Genomic DNA, 20360 nt, shown 5'->3' with positions numbered 1-20360 from the left:
AAATCTGACTCTGACGCGGGATGGAGCAGCCCGGTAGCTCGTCAGGCTCATAACCTGAAGGTCGCAGGTTCAAATCCTGCTCCCGCAACCACTTGGGTCGAACAGAGTCTCGAACAAGCCGCCTCAGGGCGGCTTTGTTCGTTCTGGGCCAACCCAATCATCGCTGAAAGTGCCCCTTCCAGTTCGATCTGAACGCTATCCTGTTTATGTTGGACCGAGACACGCTCGATCAGGCCCCGGATGATCTCCAAAGCCCCTGTACGGATCGACGGATCCGATAACGCCTTTGCAAGATCAGCGACCTTGGAGCGATAGAGTTGGGACAGGTTCGGGTGCAGTCGCACTGGTGAAGGCGCAGGCTCAGACAGCTTCGCATCAAGACCGGCGATCTGCGCTTCAAGCTCTTCGAGCCGCGTTTGAAGGCCGGGGGTGCGAATGCCCTCTGCGATTGCATCATAGAACCCATTCAGTTTGCGCGCCGCTTTGTCCCGCTCGGATTGCAGACGGGTCCGGGCTACCTCTGCTGTGCCTGCTTCTGCGTTGGCGGCTTCGCTGAAGGACTTTATGAAAGCGGCCACTGCGTCGGGCTGCATCAGACGTTGGCGAAGCAAATCCAAAACGGCGTCTTCCAGAACATGGCGGCGAATGGATTGCCTGTGCATGCAGGTATCGAGTTTGCGAGCGGCAGAGCAGGCGAGATAGTCGCGCCCGACAGTGGTGAGTGGTCCTCCGCAGGTGCCGCAGAATGCAAGACCTGTCAGAAGGTGCTTCTTGCGACGCTTCTCCCAAAACCGGGTTTCCTTGATGGCTTTGACGCGGGGATCAGCTTCGATCTCGCCTTGCCGCTGCTTGACCGCCTCCCAAAGTTCATCCCCGACGATCCGCAGCTCAGGGACCTCCGGGATGATCCATTTGGACGGATCGTTGAGACGAGAAACACGTCTGCCGGTCTCAGGGTCCTTGATGTAGCGCAGCCGGTTCCAGACCAGGCGGCCAATATAAAGCTCATTGTTTAGGAGACCCGTACCCCGCACTCGGTGCCCTCGGATGGCGGTGTCACGCCATAACTTGCCACGGGGACCTGGGACACCCTCAGTGTTGAGACGTCGCGCAATTGTTTTTGGGGAGTGCCCTTCGGTGAACTCTTGAAGTACCCGTCGGACAATCTCAGCTTCCGCTGCGTTGATCACTCGTTCCCCCGTGACGGGTTGGCCGTCTGGCCCAAGACGCCGGACGACGTCATAACCATAGCTGTTGCCACCGCCAGAGCGCCCAAGCTCTACACGCCCGCGCAGACCGCGCCGGGTTTTGTCCGCCAGATCTTTGAGGAACAGTTGGTTCATGGTGCCTTTGAGACCTACGTGTAATTCGCTGATCTCGCCCTCAGCCAGCGTCACGATGCAAACCCCTGCAAAGCTTAGCCGTTTGAAGATCGCGGCGATATCCGCCTGATCTCGGCTCAACCGGTCCAGCGCTTCCGCCAAAATCAGATCAACTTGTCCTTCCTGTGTAGCATGAAACAGCGCTTGCAGACCGGGGCGCAACATGGAGGCGCCGGAGACCGCACGATCAGAATAGGCGTCAACAACAGTCCAACCTTCCCGCTCAGCACGTTCCCGGCACAGTCGCATTTGGTCGTCGATGGATGCGTCTCTCTGCATTTGGCTGGAGAAACGGGCATAGATTGCAACGCGGGTCATCGCCGGGCCTTTCTCTTCTGGTTGATCAAAGCCGCGTAGTCGCGGCCCGCTTCAATTGTCTGTGCGTGGATGTAGTGGCGCTCGGCGGTTCCGAAGCTCGTATGCGCAAGAATTGGTCGAATTAGCTTGGCATGTTCCGGAGAAGAGCGGGCCAGGGTTGTCGCGGCAGCATCCCGAAAGAAATGCGGTGGAATACGGCGACCCGTCAGCTTCAGTGTCTGCTCCGCGATCCGAGGGCTCAGCGCGTCTTTCTTAAAAGGAGCACCAGACCGGCCAACCCACAGGACATTGTGATGCTGTTGGCCACGCTCCATAATAAAGGAATGGGCTTCGTTGATGTAACGGCGCAAGAGGGGTTCAACGCTCGGTGGAACATCAGCTTCCCAGGGATGCCCTGATTTGGTGAGATCCCCGGGGAGCGCGACGGTCATCGTGTCTGCTGCGACATACAGGGATATGCCAATCCGAAGGCCCGCGAAGGCGCGTCGCCGCATCGGCATCAGGGCCAACATCGCTATCATGGTGCCATCCCGCAGGCACATCATACTGCTTAGCGGTGTTGACGCAGCTTCTGCATGACCCGTCGCCAGAGACAGCCTTGCACGGAATAGAACTTCGCTGGACAACACACGCCCAAGTTTACGGTCCCGATCACCTCGACCCGCGGCGCGCTTCAATCCCGCTTTTAACTTCCGCTGAGCGGACCAGTCCTGCGTCGGGTCAGCCACGGAGAGGATACGCAACACGCCATCAATGAACATCAACCGAGTCATCGGCCGGGTGTGTGAGAGGTCCCGAAGCCAAGCGGAAAGGCGCGGCAGGGTCCCGCGTCGAGCCGGAGGCAGTGTGATCGCCTCCGCGTCGCTGGTAATCAGCCATTGCAACCATCGGGCATAGCGCAACTCTAACGTCTTTAACGAGGTTGCGCGTAGATGAGCGAGGGCACCGCAATCGTCGAGTGGTCCACCTACCGCCTGAAGGCTGAGCCACATATCCCGGTCTTGCGCGGGCCATTCGTCGAGCGGCAGAACAAGGCTCATCAGCGACGCCCTTTCTTGGCGTCTATCAGGTCAGCAAAGGCGCGGGTTGCCGAACGTGCCTCAAGACCGGAATACATGTTGATGGTGTGGCTGACCTCCGAATGTCCGAGCAACCGACGCGCAACCTCGTAGCCGCCGGGATTGGCGTCGAGCCAGTTCATCACCGCGAAATGCCGAAACAGGTGGGCGTTCATCTCCAACCCCGTTTCTTTCCGGATCCGTTTGGAGATGCGCCCAGACAGAACGCCGGGATCAACAGAATGTTGACCATCCCTGCGGGGAAACAGCCAAGGCGTTCCAGCGGGGCAGAGTTCCGGGCAACGAGATTTGAGATGGCTGTCGATCATGCGCAATACATCACGCGGAATCTCGAACTCGACAGGTCGTTCATTTTTGGTCTCACCGTCTTCCAGAACCAGGTAGGCTCGGCCATCACCAGGGCGGTGCAGGTGGCGTTCAATGTGGATGCCAGCCAGATTCTTCACACGGACGGGGCAGACCAGCAGGATGGCGATTGCGAGCGCATCTTCGCGCGCCAGAGCCCATCCGTACGGCTTGGAGGTGCCGCGTGGTCGCGCGAAAATCCGTTCGGGCAGGAGTAGCAGGCGCTGCTGATGCCGGTCCTCTTGCAACATTCGAAGTCTGCTTCGGTTCTTTTGGGTCATGCCATTCTGGGGTTTGACCGCCAGACGCGCTGCAAGCCCAGCCAGTAATTCCCGGGTGCCTTCGGGTGCATTGAGTAACCGGGCCAGATTGCGGAGTAACGCGGCAATCTCGCTGATCATCTTTGTGGTCTGGTTGTTGGTGCGCGATAACATCTGGCGCAAACCCCGTTCAGCCATTGCCGGATTAATCAGGACGTCCAATCCGCCAATCTCCGCGATCGGGATACCAGAGTGAATGAGTTCGGAGGCGAACCGAACCAACTGCCTTTGGTATTGGGACAGGGTCGCGGGTCGTAGTGCTCTGTTCTGTCCGTCATCTGCCAGCAGGTCTGGATTGGACAGACGATGCATCAGCTTTGCAAGATCAGTTTGGAATGGCGCCGGAAAATCAGTCACCGGAAAAGTGATGACCTTCCGACGCGATTCCAGAGGCAAAGTGACGTTGGGCCATTGTGAAATACGTCGAGCCGCCAGGTTCCAGCCGTTGACAGCGGCACGATGTGCAACATCAGGAGATTTGCTGATCTCGTTGTGCTCAAGGGCTACGCGATAGGCTTGAGCATGCTCTTCACACACAGTGGCAGGTTTGACGCCCTGCCGGTTTAGAAAGTGTACGAAGCGGCAGAGCGCGGGTTGCAATGTCTTGTCCCTGGACGCAAGTACAGCTGTCCAGAGCGCGTGCCAATCGGGAGACAGATCATCGATCCGGTTGAAGCGGTGTTCCACCAGCCCGAAATGCGCGAGGGCGGCACGCGCATCACTCACCGCGTTTTGCCAACTCTTCGGTGTAAGACCGAGTGCTGCCGGTGTGACTTTGGACAGACGGGGCTGCAACCAGCGACTGTCGCAGGGCACATCCTCTGGCGGCAGCCCAAGGGCTTTGGCCACGCGGCGCAGACCGGAGATCATGTCGCGACGGCGTCCGTCCGACAGAGAGCTGTCGGAGTGCAGTTGGTCGATGAGCTCGGCGAACATCGGTGTGTCGGCTTTGACGAAGGCCAATGTCAATGGAACGGGGCTCTGGCTAGTCATCGGGTTTGCGGTCCTTTGGACATGTCAGGTCTCGGGCGGACGGGTGTGGACAGGGGGTCCGATTCGGGAAAAGCGTAGCATAGAAAGTTAGAAACTTACGGGCAGGCCCTCTTCCCGAAAATTTCATAACCCATTGACATTAATGTACATTAATGATCGCGATTACCTACCAGCACTGTGCCTGCCGGTAGGCGGCATGAGCTGCCGGATCAATGCGGATGAGGCGTCCGCCAGGGCCGACCCGAATAACCTCAAGCAGGCCAGCCGCAATCGCACGGCGCACCGTCTTCTCCGAGCAATTGTCCAGTTCAGCGACGTCTTTCACCGTCAGAAGCTTGCGGGGTGGGCTCTTCTTCGCATTGATCTGTGGCATACTGATGCGCCTCCTTTTGGTCAGAGGCGTCCCGGCCCAGTTCCCGTACTGCCTGGGCAGCCAGCAATCGGACCAACTGGTCAATCGCTGTCTCAACCTGCTTGCGCGCGTAGTCGTCAGAAGGGGGTGTGGCAGGAACGCGTGTCATGCCATGACCATGACAACGCGGGCTTGCTCATTCTAAGTGTATTGATTGCCCAATTCCGGCGGCGCCCAACGCTCTTGCTCTTCGCGCTCAAGCTTGTCGCGAAAACCGTCGATGTCCACGCGGATCGTCTCACCGCTCAGGATTTGCCCCGGCTCGGTGATCATCTTCACGACAGCCTGGATAAAGTTGATGAGTGGACCTTGCCGTTGTCCTCCTGGACGACCGTCTGAGTATGTCGTGTAGGTCAGAGGGCGACCGGCATCTTTCCAGATATGGCAGCAACTCTCGACGATGTACTGACGGCGTTTGTCGCGCGAGAACCGCTTGTCTCGCGGCGACATCTCCGCAACCGCACCAGGTGTCCCATGGATGCGTCGAATGTCATCGATGACATCCTGAGTAAGTGTCGTTGCGGTCTCAAGCTTTTTGAGGAGCTGCGGAAGTAGGTCTGCATCTTCTGGCGTCGATACGAAATAAGTCGAAAGCGAGCCCAATGCGTTCCGGAGTTCTTGTGTAGTAATTGTGCCCCGCGTGGCTTCCCGCAGGAGTGTCTTGAGGTGCTTTTGACCTCGTACAATCGCTTGCGAGCGACGGACCTCAGTCAGGTTGATTGCGATGTCGTCGTCGTTATTGAGGCAGTTCCCAAGAAGCACAGAGAGTTCGCGTACGAGCTTAGTTGGCAGGCCAAACCGTTCAGCCAAGCTCCCGATCATGTCATCAGATAGAGCACCGCGTTCGCCATAACTGCCGAGCTTCCATGACATCGAGCACTTGATCCCATCCATGTGCGGATAGACGGAATAGTCAACTTCAGTATGTGCAACGTCTCGATTGTCCTTCAGACCGCTGTCCGCGTTAGCGCTCATTTTATTCTCCGTTTGGCACACTCTAGGGTCTGGTCGTGCGTCCAAAAGCTTACGTGCAACAAGGCGGTACTGATTGCTCAGAAAGCGCTGATTGAGACACGGCGACCCCTTCCAAGGTTGCACATCAACAAAAGAACAGGAAGAGAACAATTTGGCTAGGTTCTGTGTCGAGCGGCCTTCGATATTGGAGGGCTGTCGCGCGTCACACCAGCTACGACTTGTACAACTTGCGGCCGCGCGAAACACAAGGATCCCCAAAAAATAGAGATCAATACACTTAGTCAGCAAGAGCGTAAAATCCGACTTTCCGGGTTGGGATGGGTCTCCCCGTCTCCGTTGCGCCCGGTTTATTCTTGCTGCTTTCCCTGGTGAACGATCAAAAAAAGCGGTTACCACGGTACGTTCACGACCGGCCTCCAATTGTGAACTATGGTTCGGGGACTACCCCATCCCGCACCGACGCGGCTCCTTCTGGCCCGGTGCAGAAACGCGACTACGGAACCCACCGGTCGACGGTCGTCTTCAGACGCTCGTCGAACCGGGGATCGCCGAGACCGTGCGCGGTCAGAGCGGGGCAGGTGAGAAGCCTGCGGGGAAGCGGCTGGCCTCCGATAAAAGGCATCGCGCAGATACGAACCTGAAAGCGAAGGGCCTTCTCCCGCAAGACCGGGGGGAAGGAGCGGGGGCCGGATATTGTCTTATGACAAGTACGGGCCAATTTGCGCTAAGCGGCGAAATATGAAACTAAAAAACAACTAAACGGATGTTTGATAACGTCCAGCGAGAAATCACTTTAATGCGGTCGGCTCTTACAGGCGCGGTGCTGACGACAGTCTGCCGTTCGAACGAACTGACCCAGAGGTATGAGGCACAGGTCCTTTTTCTGATGCTCACCTTGGTTTTTGGTCTCGCTAGTCGACTCTAGCCGTTTTTACGGTTGTTTAAGGCTCAATTGAATGGTGGGATACGCTATGCGTACAGTGCTGAATGCTCTTTGCTTTCCTTTATTGTTTCTAGTTGTCGCTTACTCAACAGTATGGGGCACTTTGGCCCTATGGTTCAAATTTTCAGTCCCAGAATTGATCCGGTTAATTGCGATCGTTTCCTTTATCGTCGTTGGCCTCGGAACGCTAGTTTCAATTTTTCGAAGAAGTAGATGGCGATGGTTGTCTGGATTCGCAGTATATCTCGCAGCAATACTAATATGGTGGAACTCACTAACCCCACCTTCGGACGGAAATTGGTCGCCTGATGTTGTACGGACAGTCACAGGTGAAATAAGCGGCAACACACTAACTCTGAATGACGTTCGTGCATTTGAATGGCAGTCGGCTGATACTTTCGAAGAGAAGTGGATTACTAGAGAATACGATCTGTCTCAAATTGAAAGTGTGGACCTCTTCATGTCGTATTGGGGTGGGCCAGAAATGGCGCACCTTATGCTAAGCTTCGGCTTTTCTGATGGCAGGTATTTGACGTGGTCGATCGAAGTACGCCGACAGGTCGGAGAGTCTTTTTCTCCCGTGGCCGACTTTTTCAAAGCGCATCCTATTGTAATGATAGCGGCGGAGGAGCGTGATGTCGTCGGGCTTCGCTCTAATGTTCGAAAAGAGAAAGTACATCTGTTCAGGCTGCGTGGTGAATTAGAAGAGCGTATCAAACTGATCAGCGCCTATGTAGAAGCTGCAAATGAAATCGCCGAGCGACCCCGCTGGTTCAACTCAGTTTTCACCAATTGCTCCCGATCAGCAATTTTAATCGCACGACATGTTGGCATTAGCGTTCCTGTCGACTATCGCGTTGTAATTAATGGCTATTTTCCTGACTACCTGTACGAGCAAGGACTGACCAATACTGAGATTGATATTCAGCAGTTGTATAGTCTTGGAGATATCACAGCTAACGCACTAGCAAACGGACTAGACGAGGGTTACTCGGCAGCAATCCGCAAAGATGTTCCGGTTCCTTAGCCCTTTGTCTTGGATAAGTCATTTTATCTTTGAGACAGTTACTGAATGGTGCTGCTAGAGCAGAATTGATTTTTCGGCCTTTCGGGTGGAAGCCTTGAGATACAGGGAAAATTGCGGCCCGCCTATTTGTCCGATATTTATATTCCACTTATGTGTAATGTGCTCTGGCTACGATGCCTTTGACGGCGATATTCGTGGAAAAAGGGTTTGTGAAGTTGAGCGTCAAAAAGACCATAGATCAGTCGCGGCGGCACTTCGTATTTTCAGGGAGCGTTTTTGTCGCGACTGGGTGCAGTTCCAAAAGGAACTTAGTCGGCCTCAAACCAACAAGAGCTTTATCCAAAGCAGAAATCGATGAAAGAGGTCATAGGATCTTTATTGCTACTGTTCGCGAACCCTCAACGGTGGCGACTGAGTTTTTTTCAGGTCGTCGCGCCAATCGTCTTAACTTTGCGGCTGTAGATGTTGTAATCCCGCCAAACCACAAGACGGGCAATATCGAAAGGCCGAGAGGCAGCTCGCCAGATCCCGATAAGCATTTCGTTATCACGAACCCGCAAATATTTGACAACGATAGCAAGTTTGTAGGCACGGTAGAGAACAGTGTTTTGGCTTTGCCAAAGGGAGAACGTGCCTCTCTGCTATGGATACATGGTTACAACACAAATCTGACTGATGCAGTATTGCGGTTTGCTCAGTTTCTGGAAGACACCGGGTATAGCGGAGTGCCCATCTTATACTCTTGGGCCTCTCAGGCTCGTTTGGGTGCCTACGTCTACGACATCAACAGTGCACTCATTGCACGGGATCAGCTTGAGGAGGTTCCTGGGCTACTCAAAGACAGTCCTGTAGAAACAATAGATATCGTAGCCCACTCGATGGGTAACCTTGTTGCCATGGAAGCCGCTCGCGGCATAGCAAATCGCGGGCTCTTCAATGTCAGCGGTAAACTCAGAAGTGTTATTCTTGCGTCGCCCGACATAGACATAGACTTATTCATTGCTCAGTTATCAGCGATCCCCAAGGACAAACGGAGGTTCTATGTGCTGACATCCGAAAATGACCAAGCTCTTGCGGTTTCAAGCTTGATTGCAAGAAACCCGCGAGTGGGACAGCTAGATGCAACACTAATTTCCGAGCTAGGTTTGAACGTGATCGACCTGTCCCAGGTACAAGACACGACCTCTGTTCACCATTCAAAGTTTGCTGACGCTCCCGAGGTTGTTCGGCTGATAGGGGACAGAATACTAGCAGGCGATAAAGGCGCTAAGGTTTCAGGTCGTGCTGAAGCCGTGGTTATTACCGCCAGTGGTACCATCGCTGTCGTTGACGAGGCGATATCCAACTGAATTTGGGAGCATGACGCGCTTTCGGCCGGCTAGATCCACCGATCTCTATTCTTGGGCTGCGAGTATTGTGCCACAAAACATGTTAGTGTCGGCCAAGTGTTTCTTCAGGCAGACATCCGAACACCCGTTTGTATTGTTGAGCAAAATGACCTTGATGAAAAAAACCGTTTTCAATCGCAACACCTTTGATTTGGACTTCCCCAACACTGGAAGCACTAAGTGTTTTGTGGACTTTGTTCAGGCGTATGCGTCGTAACCAGGTTGCGGGGGATATGCCGATGCAATCTCGAAACGCGTAGTGTAAAGTCCGAAGGCTTACTCCGATTTCACTGCATAACTCGACCAGACCCACGGAGCAGACATCGTCCGAATAGGCGATATCGCATGCGCGACTAACGATTGCCGCGGAGCGGCACGATTGTGGGGAAGCAGATTTCGAAGCCTGCGAGCTAATCAACTCCCACAAGAATAACTTTGTAAACTGGTCAAGCAGGTGTTCGATCTCAAATTCATTTTCTTGTTTCGAACGATGCAACAAATCTTGAGCCGCGAGTCCCAGTCTTTTGCTCGCCTGTTGAGTTAGACTACTGACTGGAGGTATGTCTTCAAAGTCGAGCTCATCCCCAGTGAGTTTAAGCGCCAGAGACCGCGCTTCCGAAAAGGGAACGGCCAGATTTACCCCATCCCAGTTTGTACTGCCAATTAGCTCGGCTTCTCGACTGGGAGGTTGAACAACAATCGAACCTGTTTTGATTTTTTCACCAAAAAGAACTGCGGGTTCAGCTTGTTCCAAAACGAGCGCTGCCGAGAAACAATCGGGCATACCTGTGCCGCGGTACACTATTTTTCGATTCCATTTCTCCCGAGCAATCTGTTTTTGACCAACTTGAAGTAAGTCAAGACTGCTCTCCAAAGGACCGGCAGTCATTTGGTAGTACTCTTGATCCCAACCGACGGAGGCCTCCTGCAACTGCCCGACGTCAGACGTGGTTGTGAATGTCCGTTCAACCGACAAGTTTTTGTATAGTTCTTTGTCCCCCATCTATTCCGAATATCACATTCAGAAAATATGACAAAACAATATTTCTTTGACACGTAACAGTCAGTTATTGAGGCAAATTCTTTGGTCTGTGACACGTATTTTGCACTTTTGGGATGTCGAAATTCCCCCCAATGATCGCCTTTCAATGCAAGCATGTTTTCCTAAAAACGGGGCTTGGTAGGCGGACCGAATGCAAATTGGCGAGGGAAGATTGCGGCGTGTGCTCGGTGTCTTAGCAATATTGGCGGCTAAGGTTACTCTTTTCAGTAGCCAAGTTTATGCACAAGACAGCGCAGACGCTGCGGCGCAGGCCAATAACCCTCTGGCAAATTTCACGGCTTTCAACTTGCAGAACTATTATGTCGATGAGTTGACTGGCCCTAGCGAAAACGATGCAAATTCGTTCATTCTTCGCTACGCCCAACCGGTCCAGCTAGGGGAAACAAACTGGCTGATCCGCGCGTCTTTGCCGTTCAACAGCTTTCCTGTCGGCGATGGTGGGTCAACGGTAGATGGGGTGGGGGATTTTGACATCTTCGCCGCCTATCAGATCGACTTACAAAAACCGGGAGTAAGCTTTGCAATTGGCCCTTCTATTGTGGCTCCAACCGCCTCTGATGACCGTTTGGGCAGCGACCAATGGCAGTTGGGTTTGGCTAATGTCTACTTCAACGCAAAATCGGCACTTTGGCAGTATGGGTACTTGCTAATTTGGCGAAGCGGCGTGGGTAGCACGAACGACCGGGAACGCGTAAACACCGCCGCATTGCAACCTATTCTGTTCCGCCAACTTGGCGACGGCTGGTACACAGGCGGGGCTCCAATTTGGACAGCAAATCTGGAAAACGGTGATTATTCTGTACCGTTAGGCCTCCGGGTCGGAAAGGTCTGGGTAAACGGAAAAACTGTATTCAACGTGTTCGTTGAACCTCAATGGTCAGTTGCCGATAGCGGGCCAGGACAACCAAAACGACAAGTGTTTTTTGCACTAAATATGCAGTTCCAATGATCGAAACGAGCGTCTGACAAAAGGACTTACTACAACGCAAAAAAGAGAGGGCCCAAGTGAAAAGCCTTAGAATCCGCCTCCCTGTTCCGTCGGGTGTTCAGGAAAGTTCTTCTGCGCCGACCAAAAAATGAGACTGCTGACACTAGTTGCGTAGCTGCCTGTTAGATGACCGATTCGGTAGGGCGTTCACTAAAAGCACTTTTTATTCAAAGGTTTGAATGAGTGTTTTGTGTAGAAAAGTTAAGCGCCTACGATGAAGTCTGAGTAACGAACGGAAAGCCAAACAGCGCGGTCATCCAACCTGTCCAATTCAGTGAGAGTAAAACAAATGGAAAAAACTTGCTTTAAACAACACGCCAAGTTTTGGATGACGATTTGTTTTGTAGGTGCACTTGCAGGGTGCTTTGAAGAGGATAGTGCCGAAGCGACAGAAAAACCTGCTCGACCGGTTTTGTCGATGATCGTGGGTGACACAGAAAGGTTTCGGACTGACAGCTATCCTGGTCGAGCCGAAGCTGTACGGGAAGTGAACCTGTCTTTCGAAGTATCGGGGCGAATGATTACCAGACCGGTCGATGTGGGATCGACTGTCAGATCAGGGGAAATTCTCGGTTCTTTGGACCCGGAGCCTTATGTAGCTCGGATTCGCACAATTGAAGGGGAACAAGCTTCTCTTCAAGCGGCATTGTCCAACGCAACCACAGAATTGGAGCGCAGAGAAAAACTGCTCGAAAATGATTTTGTTTCTCAGGCCAACGTTGACGACCAAATTATGGTTGTCGATGCAGCCAAGGCAAAAATTGAAGCGACTGAAGGTTTGCTGGACGCTGCTCGTCTCAACCTAAACTATACGGAACTGAAAGCACCTTTCGATGGGATTGTGTCGGAGGTTTTTGCGGACAACTTTCAGAACGTTGTCGCGAAACAACCGGTAATGCGCATCCTGGATACTTCCCAGATCGAAATGGAAATCGGCGTTCCAGAAGCTCTGATAGGGCTGGCTCCTTTCGTGGAAGAAATCAGCGTTACTTTTTCAAGCCTACCGAATTTAGAAGTTCCTGCAGAAATTTCCAGGATAGGTTCTGAGGCGTCGCTCAGCACTCGTACGTATCCAGTTACGATTGTAATGGATCAACCTGACGAAGCCAAAATCCAACCCGGGATGGCCGGTAAAGCGACTGCTCGTGTACGACTGCCCGAGAACTGGGCGAAGACCGGTGTTGAGATTCCCAGCGCAGCTGTGTTTTCGCCTGACGGGGAAAACGCGGGAAACACTTTCGTTTGGCTTATTGATGAAGCGTCAAACACAGTTTCTCCAAAATCTGTTGAAGTAATTTCTATCGGGGGGAGGGGATTAGTTGTTCAAGGGCTTGATGCGGGGGATCGTATCGTCACTGCAGGTGTCAATGTCATAACCGAGGGCCAAAAGGTCCGGGTCGAAGCGCCTTAAATTCTGGAGGCAGCCATGTCACTTCCGCAGATATCCATTGAGAACCGAGTTGTAACGTATTTTACGCTGTTCCTTATCTTGGTCATCGGAACTTTTAGTTATTTCCGTCTTGGCCAACTCGAAGATCCCGATTTTACAGTCAAAACCGCGATCGTGATTACTCAATATCCTGGTGCAAGCCCTGAAGAAGTTGAGCTAGAGGTTACTGACCTCATAGAATCTGCGATTCAAGAACTCCCGGAACTTCGTTTTCTTACGTCTTACTCAAAAGCTGGACTTTCAATTGTAAAGGTCGAAATCAAACAGGAGTATTGGGCGGACCGCTTGCCCCAAGTTTGGGACAAGATGCGTAGCAAGGTTCGGGATGTCCATGGTCAGCTTCCGCCAGGAGCCATGACCCCAAACGTTATCGACGACTTCAGTTTTGTGTATGGGTTCGTTCTTGCGATAACGGGCGACGGTTTCTCCTACGCGCAACTGGAAGAATACGTAAAGGCGATCCGCAAAGAGCTGGCGCTTGTTCAAGGAGTTGCACGTGTCGAAACTTGGGGAGTGCAGCCAAAGGTTATTTACCTTGATGCTTCGGAACAAAAGCTTCTGGATCTCGGGGTAACGACGGAAGACTTTGTTGCAACGCTGGCACTGCAGAACCAGGTCGTTAATGCGGGGCAACTAGAGCTTGGCGATATGCGCCTTCGAATTGCGCCGACTGGAGAATTTAAAAGCCCGGAAGATATCGGGAACTTACGAGTCCGTACAAGCTTGCTGGACAAAGCTCTGGATATTCCCGCGGATTTTGCTGATGAGGCAACTCGCCCCAGAGACCGCAGTGCTGAAACAATCGCAATCAAGGACGTTGTAGATGTCAGACAAGGTTACCTGGAACCACCCATCAATGTCATGCGATTCAATGGCCAATCCGCAATTGGGATATCAATAGCCAATGTGACTGGCGGCAATATTGTAGACACGGGACGAAATTTGGATGCGGCTTTGGCCATTGTCGAGTCCAACCTTCCCTTGGGAATTGAAATGCACAAAATCGCTTGGCAGAGCGATCTCGTGACGGAAGCCATAAACGCCTTCATGATAAACTTGGGCGAAGCGGTTCTTATCGTCCTACTCGTTGTTGCTCTGGCCATGGGTTGGCGTATGGGGCTGGTAATAGGCGGTGCGCTTATCCTGACGATCCTCGGCACCTTCATTGTAATGTCTATACTGCAAATTGATCTTCAAAGGGTTTCTCTAGGTGCGCTGGTTATTGCTCTGGGAATGATGGTCGATAACGCCATTGTAGTTGCAGATGGTATGGCTGTCCGTTTGAAGAAAGGAATGGATCGCAAGGCGGCTGCCATTGAAGCCGCTGCCCAACCGAGTTGGGCTCTTCTGGGCGCGACAGTTATCGCAATGATGGCTTTCTACCCAATCTTCGCAGCAACCGCAGATGCAGGCGAGTATGCCGGTTCACTATTTGTGGTGGTAGGGGTTTCGCTGCTGCTAAGTTGGCTTATTGCCATGACAATCACGCCATTGATGTGTGTTGATCTTATCAAGATCTCGGAAGCTGACCGAGACTCATCACGAGATCCATATGCAGGCGTTGTTTTCACGATGTTCCGCGCGGTCTTGTCTACATGCATCAGAGTGCGCTGGCTTACCGTAATTGTTATGCTGGCAGTGTTCGGATCCGCGCTTTACGGGTTCCAGTTCGTAGATCGACTCTTCTTCACTGATGCGACGCGGCAGCAGTTTATGGTCGATATCTGGGCACCTGAAGGTACGCGCATTCAACAAACTTCGGCTCTGGCAAAAAGGGTGGAAGATCACCTCGAGGGAGATGAGCGTGTTTCCGGAGTTTCCACGTTTGTAGGTTCCGGAGGCCCCAGATTCTATCTTCCCGTTGATCCAGAATTTCCCTACGAAAGCTACGCACAAGTCATTATTAACACGACCGATCTAGACAGTGTTTATAGCCTTGTCGAAGAACTAGAGCCTTGGGTTGTGGACAACCTGCCTGAGGCAATGGTCCGAGTTCGAAAGTTCACAGCAGGTCCCGGTTTTACCTGGCCGTTCGAGGCAAGGTTCTCGGGTCCGGCAAATGCAAACCCGGAAGTGTTGAGGGATCTTGCGCGGCAGGGGGTGGAGATACTTCAAAAGTCGCCCTACGCAAAGGACATCCGGACCGACATGCGCAATCGAGTTCCAAAGATTGTTCCTGAGTTTGATCAGGTTACGGGTGTTTGGACCGCAACTTCTCGCGCTGATATCGCGAATGCGTCTCGCGCGGCATTTGACGGTTTGCCCGTCGGACTCTATCGCCAAAACGAAGATCTCTTGCCAATTATTGTTCGACGTGTCGACGATGAAAGGCAACGAACTGCCGAAGACTTTGAGCTTTTGCAGGTCGTTCCAGCCCTGTCTGTAAAGAACTTGCCGCTCTCTGCGGTAACAGAAGACATCAAAGTTGTGCTGGAAGACCCAATTATTGTGCGCTGGAATCGCAAGCGCGCTGTAACTATTCAGGCCAGCCCTGACGAAGTTACATTTCCAACGTTGTTCGAAAGTGTACGTGAGGAGTTCGAGGCTATACCCTTGCCTCCCGGTTATCAGTTGGAATGGCGAGGAGAATACTTCGGGACAGTGGACAGTCAAACTTCGCTTCAGCCCGGTGCGGCGCCCGCTATCATAATTATCGTGTTTTTGATTGTGGTGCTCTTCAACGCTATTCGACCAGTTTTTGTGATCTTCTCGGTCGTCCCGCTAGCTATAATCGGTATTACCGTTGGTTTGCTAACATTCCTGCAACCCTTTTCTTTCATGGCGTTGCTTGGGGCCATGAGCCTCATCGGGTTGATGATAAAAAATGCGATTGTGTTGTTAGACGAAATCAATCTGAATAAATCGCAAGGTATGGAACAGTATGACTCGGTAATGAATGCTGCTGTTTCTCGACTAAGCCCCGTTTTGCTTGGCGCAGGTACAACGATTCTCGGTGTTCTTCCATTGATGCAGGATATCTTCTGGGTCGCCATGGCAACGACGATGGCCGTCGGATTGGCCTTTGGGACGGTGTTCACGATGATAATGATTCCGGTCTTCTACTCGATTTACTATCGTGTGAAGGAGCCAGCAACGTAACTAATTGGGGTTATCTTTCCAGCCGGTAAAGTAACCAAAGGCGAGAACAACGATACCCTCTACAGCGGGGCAGAGATGACTATCGATTTCTTTCAGCTTTTCTCAGCCAACTCGGTGTTGGTCGTTTTTACGATCATTGCCATCGGTTACGTGATAGGCAACGTCAAAATTGGTCAATTCGAGATAGGGATTACCGGCGGTGTTTTGTTGTGCGCTTTGGTTTTCGGTCATTTTGGATTTCAAATTGATCCGATCGTCCAATCAATCGGGTTTACTTTGTTCATCTACTCGGTTGGATGGCAAGCGGGTCCGCAAATTATAAACGTGTTGCGCCAAGATGGCCTCAGCTATTTGACCATCGCACTATTTATGTCACTGGGCTCTTTTGCATTAGTGGTTGGACTGGCGCTTGTGGTCGACTTGGAAAACGCGCTTGCCGCTGGTTTGATGGCAGGGGCATTGACGAGTACTCCTACACTTGTAGGGGCGCAGAACGCTGTAGAAGCCGGGTTGGTTCCAATTCCGGCCGGTTCAACTTCTGAGGCGATAATCGAAAGCATCAGTGTAGGATACGCGATTACATATATCTTTGGTACCGTGGGTCTTTTGCTGCTTGTTAAGCTTTTACCAAGCCTGCTTAAAATTGATCTGGTTGAAAAGGCGCAAGATTTTGCGAAGGAACGCGGCTTTGTTGCTGAGGATTCAGCAAAGGAGGCCGAGCGCCCAATTTTACGGGCTTACGAGGTTCCATCTATCGATTACGAAAAGAAAACCGTAGCTCAAGCATCATCCGATTTTTTGTCTCAATATCAAGACTATGGCGCCATCTATAAGTTAAAGCGCGGCAACGACATAATCGACGTGTCGCCAGACACAACTCTTGAGCCTGGTGACAAACTCGCATTTTTTTGCTCGCCGAAACTACATGAGAAAATTCGGGAGGAAATGAAGCTCGGCCGCGAAGTGCTAGACGAAGACTTGGTAGACGCTGTGGTCGACGTTGTTGAAGTGGTTGTCAATTCCAGCTTCGCAGTCGGTCAAACGATCGGGCAGCTTGCAATCCAACAAGAGCATGGGTGCCGACTGACGCGATTGACACGCTCGCAAATAGAAATGCCGCTGTCACCTTCGACAAGGGTCCAACGTGGCGACGTGATGTATTTGACCGGCGAGCGTGCCGCTTTGCAGCAGTTAGTTTCGATATTGGGGGTAGAAGAGCGGGCCGCAGTGGAAACCGACTTGTTGACATTTGCAGCCGGAATAGTCGTAGGGCTGTTTATTGGTCAGATAACAGTAAGAATTGGTGGAATTGACGTAGGAATAGGTAATGCCGGCGGTCTACTTGTTTCAGGGATCGCAGTTGGCTTTCTCAGGGCCAACCGCCCAACGTTTGGTCGTATGCCAGCTGCGGCGCGCTTTATTCTTATGGAGCTAGGGTTGCTGTTTTTTATGGTTGGCGTTGGCCTAAATGCCGGCGGTGGCATAATCGAAGCTCTTGGTGCAGTCGGGCCGAAACTATTTCTTTGTGGTGTTGTCGTGACGTGCATCCCACTATTGGCTGGATATGCATTTGGGCGGATTGTTCTGAACATGAATCCAGCCTTACTTTTAGGGGCTCTCACTGGTGCAATGACAAGCACACCAGCTCTCGGGATTGTTCAACAAGCGGCGAAGAGTTCCGTTCCATCCCTTGGCTATGCAGGAACTTACGCGCTTGCCAATGTACTTTTAACGGCTCTTGGAACACTAATCATGCTGCTTTGATAGTTATTCGAGCTACTTGGTGTGAGTCCCATATAGGCTGACAAGTCTCGCGATTAGTATTGCTTGGAAAAGAACTCCTACAACCGCTTCTAAGATTGACCAGATTTGAACAACCGCGTTGTTGGAGGTTATGTCTCCATAACCGAGGGTTGTGAGTGTCATAAAGCTTAAATATATGTAACTACTCCACTTTTCAGATCCGTTAGGCTCTCCAAAATCTAGAGCATGTGGCAAAACAGTATGTATTATTGAAAAAATCAGTGCCCAAGCAATGCCGATCAATAGATAGCAGGACACAGCATCGGTAATGACTTTCAGGTTAATATAATCGGCTGCAATAATGGCTTTCATCAAACTGATGAACGCAAGTACCAACAATAATAGGGACAAAATATACCCTAATATGAACCAAGCGTCTCCGAAATCTAATGCGCCAGTTAAACGAACGAGTAGAGTTGCCAAAGCTGCCGCAATTGCTGCCAATTGTACTGTGGGACGAACTGCCAAAGAAAGAACCGCGCTCATTAGCACTAGGCAAAAAATCACATCCAGAACTCTTTGCCCAAGGACAAAACTCTCCAGCAGTGGAGACATCACGATCATGAGTAGCAACGAGGCTAACAACAAGTAAGAGTTATGCTGCATAAGCATGCTGTTTCAATTTATGGCCCAGTCATTGAGACGCGGTTGGTCTTTCATACTATATTGTTGGGAAGATTTCGGTGTCATCGCGTTAGTCTCAGCGCACCTCTGTGATGCTAAAACAGTTTTGTTCGACTATGTGCCGCTATCCCGTGCGAAAGAAACCACAGGATGAACGTGCGTGAGCCGCGTTCCTTTTTGAGTTTTAGCTAAACACCTATTTTGGCGTATACCAAATGGGGGAAGTGTAAGCGCGGTCCTGCAATTGCATCCGAGTGCCTTCCGGCATTTGGACATTGAAGAACTTCGCGTCGTAAGCTGTCCACCGAGGCGTCGGAATTTCTATCACACGAACATAGTAAAATGCGCGCTTTTCTGGATCAAATTCCGGGTCAATCCAGTAACCGGTTAATAACGGCTCACCTATCGTGTTGGTGTAAGAGGCATCCGCTACATTGACAGTGTTGCCGACATCTCCATCACAGGCGTGATCGACGACTGCCCGATCACCGCAGGCTACGTCAAAGATTTTCTCTGAAGTCGTGCCGTCGTCGTTCAACCAGCCTTTCACGATCTGAATGCGATCAAGATTGGCACCGTCGGGATCACGCAGAGCACGGATCATCAGTGTCGGAGAGCTGCCACTTGGCGCGTCGGTCAGGTCGCCACCCATCGGCACCCCGCGGGCATAGCCGGTACGGGCAAAGTCAGGGCGCGAAACCTCTTCAGCGTAGAAATCCCAGCCCGCGAAAACTCGAACAGAAAGGCGCGTTCCGGAAGTTGCATAAGTTTCCTTCCGAGCCATAGCGTCCCAGATTGACTCGCGGGTATTTTCCCTTGCCCAAACAGCTGCAAGACCCGAAGCACCGACGTCGGCTTCCATGATAGACAGTGCGGGGTCGTCGGCTGCAACAAGCGGGTGGAAAGCACGGTCAGGAGCGGGCTCTACGAATGAAGCCTTTGAAAAATTGTTCTCTTCGCGCGAAGTGGGCAGGGCAGTATGATTGTCTGTTGAACCGATCATTCCGAATTTGAAGGGGTTAACGCCAAGGTTTGCCTCTGCCATAAGGCCGGTCTTCAAGGCCTCGCGAGCGTATTCAGCAGGGAGCATTTCAGGCGTCTTTGCGCCCTGACCGTTTAGATTACCAGCGTCGATCGTCTCAAAGTCGGCGAACGCATCGTCTGGGGACAAAAGCGGGTGGGCCTCACCATCACCTTTTTGTTGGGTAACTTCCGCCAAAGGCTCCCAACGAATGCGCTTGGCCGCGTAGTTCGCGTCGATTGTTTCCCCTGACAGATTTGACCCGTCAATGGTCTCTAATGCGAACATAAGCCCATTCGACAAATTACCGTTGTGCGGGATCGCAAGGACCTGACCACCGGTTTTCTCTTCATAAGCCGCCATGTAGTCCCATAAATCTTCGGGATCGGTGGAGTCGTATTGCGAAAATGGGAACACTTGGGAAGTGCGATCTTTGCCATCACGGAAGATCACAACGCGATGCATGTTGTTGCCGCCGGGGTGAGACGTCCATTCGAAGCCATGAAATGTGGTGAATGTTCCAGGCTGGTAGTATTCGTCAGCGTTGGTTGTTGCACTATCCCATGCCGTTGCGAGCAGTTTTGGCTCGTTGATCAAGTCGGTATCATTAGCGCGCAGCCACTCAAGAAATGCGTCATATCCGTTGCCGGATTTAACCATATCATGCCAGCGTTTACCGGTCTCGTTGGCCAGAATTAGCGGGTCCGAGCGACGGATAAAATCTGCGAGGCCGAGGTTTTCGGCATGATCGGCCATCACTACAAAGTCGAGAGGGCGGATCAGTTTTACCCTCCAACCGAGCGCGCTTGTCACCTCTTCGCCACGTGATACGCGATACCCGGCATCCTGATCCAACACTCCGCCTGCCATACCTGAATCTGCAGACCACGAGGAGTGCAAGTGCGTATCACCGAAAAGAACACGGTTAGGAAAATGGTCGTCGACATAAGGTGAGTATTCAGCCTTTGGCTCATCGACTAAATCAGCGGGTGGCAAGAGGTCTTGCGCAGGGGCTGAGGTCGTCGCGGCGACCAGCGTTGTGATTGAAATTGCGGTGGCAAAACTGAGCTTCATTTAGGGCCTCCATTTCCACGTTTTCGAGCGAAGGTTTTGTTAGGACCTTAGGGACG

General features: G+C 52.1%; 14 protein-coding genes and 1 tRNA gene. 7 read left to right on the top strand and 8 right to left on the bottom strand.

Going from position 1 to position 20360, the window contains the following annotated elements:
• Positions 1-14: 14 nt before the first annotated feature.
• A tRNA-Met gene (locus ACR0DX_RS13845) sits at positions 15-91 on the top strand.
• On the opposite strand, the gene ACR0DX_RS13840 is transcribed toward ACR0DX_RS13845, so the two are convergent.
• From ACR0DX_RS13840 to ACR0DX_RS13820, 5 genes are all read right to left on the bottom strand, one after another.
• Entirely contained in the window at positions 48-1631 is a 1584-nt protein-coding gene (locus ACR0DX_RS13840) for a recombinase family protein (RefSeq protein ID WP_480846462.1), read from the bottom strand. The genes ACR0DX_RS13845 and ACR0DX_RS13840 overlap by 44 nt on opposite strands.
• A gap of 65 nt (positions 1632-1696) precedes the next feature.
• Complete coding sequence (locus ACR0DX_RS13835) at positions 1697-2740, bottom strand: site-specific integrase (RefSeq protein ID WP_170355520.1); 1044 nt, start codon at positions 2738-2740, stop codon at positions 1697-1699.
• Positions 2740-4437, bottom strand: a complete 1698-nt coding sequence (locus tag ACR0DX_RS13830) for a site-specific integrase (protein ID WP_170724593.1) — start codon at positions 4435-4437, stop codon at positions 2740-2742. The genes ACR0DX_RS13835 and ACR0DX_RS13830 overlap by 1 nt, the downstream gene beginning before the upstream one ends.
• Positions 4438-4603: 166 nt before the next feature.
• On the bottom strand, positions 4604-4810 hold the full coding sequence (locus ACR0DX_RS13825; protein WP_170355518.1) for a helix-turn-helix domain-containing protein: 207 nt from the start codon (positions 4808-4810) through the stop codon (positions 4604-4606).
• Positions 4811-4990: 180 nt separating this feature from the next.
• Positions 4991-5824 carry an ATP-binding protein gene (locus ACR0DX_RS13820; protein ID WP_170355517.1) on the bottom strand — a complete coding sequence of 278 codons (834 nt, stop codon included), beginning with the start codon at positions 5822-5824 and terminating at the stop codon, positions 4991-4993.
• Between the two features lie 971 nt (positions 5825-6795).
• Between ACR0DX_RS13820 and ACR0DX_RS13815 the strand changes: the two genes are divergently transcribed.
• Positions 6796-7794 carry an Lnb N-terminal periplasmic domain-containing protein gene (locus tag ACR0DX_RS13815; RefSeq protein ID WP_170355516.1) on the top strand — a complete coding sequence of 333 codons (999 nt, stop codon included), beginning with the start codon at positions 6796-6798 and terminating at the stop codon, positions 7792-7794.
• A 173-nt stretch (positions 7795-7967) separates the two neighbouring features.
• Positions 7968-9143, top strand: coding sequence for an alpha/beta hydrolase (locus ACR0DX_RS13810; protein ID WP_480846454.1), 1176 nt, complete (start codon positions 7968-7970; stop codon positions 9141-9143).
• An 82-nt stretch (positions 9144-9225) separates the two neighbouring features.
• Here ACR0DX_RS13810 and ACR0DX_RS13805 read toward each other — a convergent pair whose 3' ends face one another.
• Positions 9226-10185 carry an AraC family transcriptional regulator gene (locus tag ACR0DX_RS13805; RefSeq protein ID WP_170355514.1) on the bottom strand — a complete coding sequence of 320 codons (960 nt, stop codon included), beginning with the start codon at positions 10183-10185 and terminating at the stop codon, positions 9226-9228.
• Between the two features lie 190 nt (positions 10186-10375).
• On the opposite strand from ACR0DX_RS13805, the gene ACR0DX_RS13800 reads away from it, so the two are divergent.
• The 4 genes from ACR0DX_RS13800 (at position 10376) to ACR0DX_RS13785 (ending at position 17546) form a co-directional block, all read left to right on the top strand.
• A complete protein-coding gene (locus ACR0DX_RS13800; protein WP_170355513.1) occupies positions 10376-11194 on the top strand; it encodes a hypothetical protein in 819 nt (272 codons plus the stop codon).
• A 328-nt stretch (positions 11195-11522) separates the two neighbouring features.
• Positions 11523-12644, top strand: a complete 1122-nt coding sequence (locus tag ACR0DX_RS13795; RefSeq protein WP_170355512.1) for an efflux RND transporter periplasmic adaptor subunit — start codon at positions 11523-11525, stop codon at positions 12642-12644.
• A 15-nt stretch (positions 12645-12659) separates the two neighbouring features.
• Positions 12660-15782, top strand: a complete 3123-nt coding sequence (locus ACR0DX_RS13790) for an efflux RND transporter permease subunit (RefSeq protein WP_480846451.1) — start codon at positions 12660-12662, stop codon at positions 15780-15782.
• 75 nt (positions 15783-15857) lie between these two features.
• The gene (locus ACR0DX_RS13785; protein WP_170355510.1) at positions 15858-17546 is read left to right on the top strand and encodes an aspartate:alanine exchanger family transporter; all 1689 of its coding nucleotides are present in this window, start codon (positions 15858-15860) and stop codon (positions 17544-17546) included.
• A gap of 12 nt (positions 17547-17558) precedes the next feature.
• On the opposite strand, the gene ACR0DX_RS13780 is transcribed toward ACR0DX_RS13785, so the two are convergent.
• Positions 17559-18191 (bottom strand): potassium channel family protein, encoded by a 633-nt coding sequence (locus ACR0DX_RS13780; protein ID WP_170527400.1) that lies wholly within the window; start codon positions 18189-18191, stop codon positions 17559-17561.
• Between the two features lie 214 nt (positions 18192-18405).
• Positions 18406-20304, bottom strand: a complete 1899-nt coding sequence (locus ACR0DX_RS13775; RefSeq protein WP_480846448.1) for a DUF3604 domain-containing protein — start codon at positions 20302-20304, stop codon at positions 18406-18408.
• Positions 20305-20360 lie beyond the last annotated feature (56 nt).

The sequence above is a fragment of the Ruegeria sp. D3 genome (assembly GCF_056534465.1).
The sequence above is the reverse complement of the archived record's forward strand: the minus strand, read 5'-3'. Positions and strand labels throughout refer to the sequence as shown.

Bases quoted from the DNA above. Each gene is read 5' to 3' on its own strand.
- ACR0DX_RS13800 (WP_170355513.1), top strand. From the start codon at position 10,376: ATGCAAATTGGCGAGGGAAGATTGCGGCGTGTGCTCGGTGTCTTAGCA.
- ACR0DX_RS13790 (WP_480846451.1), top strand. From the start codon at position 12,660: ATGTCACTTCCGCAGATATCCATTGAGAACCGAGTTGTAACGTATTTT.
- ACR0DX_RS13785 (WP_170355510.1), top strand. From the start codon at position 15,858: ATGACTATCGATTTCTTTCAGCTTTTCTCAGCCAACTCGGTGTTGGTC.
- ACR0DX_RS13820 (WP_170355517.1), bottom strand. From the start codon at position 5,824: ATGAGCGCTAACGCGGACAGCGGTCTGAAGGACAATCGAGACGTTGCA.
- ACR0DX_RS13805 (WP_170355514.1), bottom strand. From the start codon at position 10,185: ATGGGGGACAAAGAACTATACAAAAACTTGTCGGTTGAACGGACATTC.
- ACR0DX_RS13810 (WP_480846454.1), top strand. From the start codon at position 7,968: ATGCCTTTGACGGCGATATTCGTGGAAAAAGGGTTTGTGAAGTTGAGC.
- ACR0DX_RS13835 (WP_170355520.1), bottom strand. From the start codon at position 2,740: ATGAGCCTTGTTCTGCCGCTCGACGAATGGCCCGCGCAAGACCGGGAT.
- ACR0DX_RS13775 (WP_480846448.1), bottom strand. From the start codon at position 20,304: ATGAAGCTCAGTTTTGCCACCGCAATTTCAATCACAACGCTGGTCGCC.
- ACR0DX_RS13795 (WP_170355512.1), top strand. From the start codon at position 11,523: ATGGAAAAAACTTGCTTTAAACAACACGCCAAGTTTTGGATGACGATT.
- ACR0DX_RS13825 (WP_170355518.1), bottom strand. From the start codon at position 4,810: ATGCCACAGATCAATGCGAAGAAGAGCCCACCCCGCAAGCTTCTGACG.
- ACR0DX_RS13780 (WP_170527400.1), bottom strand. From the start codon at position 18,191: ATGCAGCATAACTCTTACTTGTTGTTAGCCTCGTTGCTACTCATGATC.
- ACR0DX_RS13830 (WP_170724593.1), bottom strand. From the start codon at position 4,437: ATGACTAGCCAGAGCCCCGTTCCATTGACATTGGCCTTCGTCAAAGCC.
- ACR0DX_RS13815 (WP_170355516.1), top strand. From the start codon at position 6,796: ATGCGTACAGTGCTGAATGCTCTTTGCTTTCCTTTATTGTTTCTAGTT.
- ACR0DX_RS13840 (WP_480846462.1), bottom strand. From the start codon at position 1,631: ATGCGACTGTGCCGGGAACGTGCTGAGCGGGAAGGTTGGACTGTTGTT.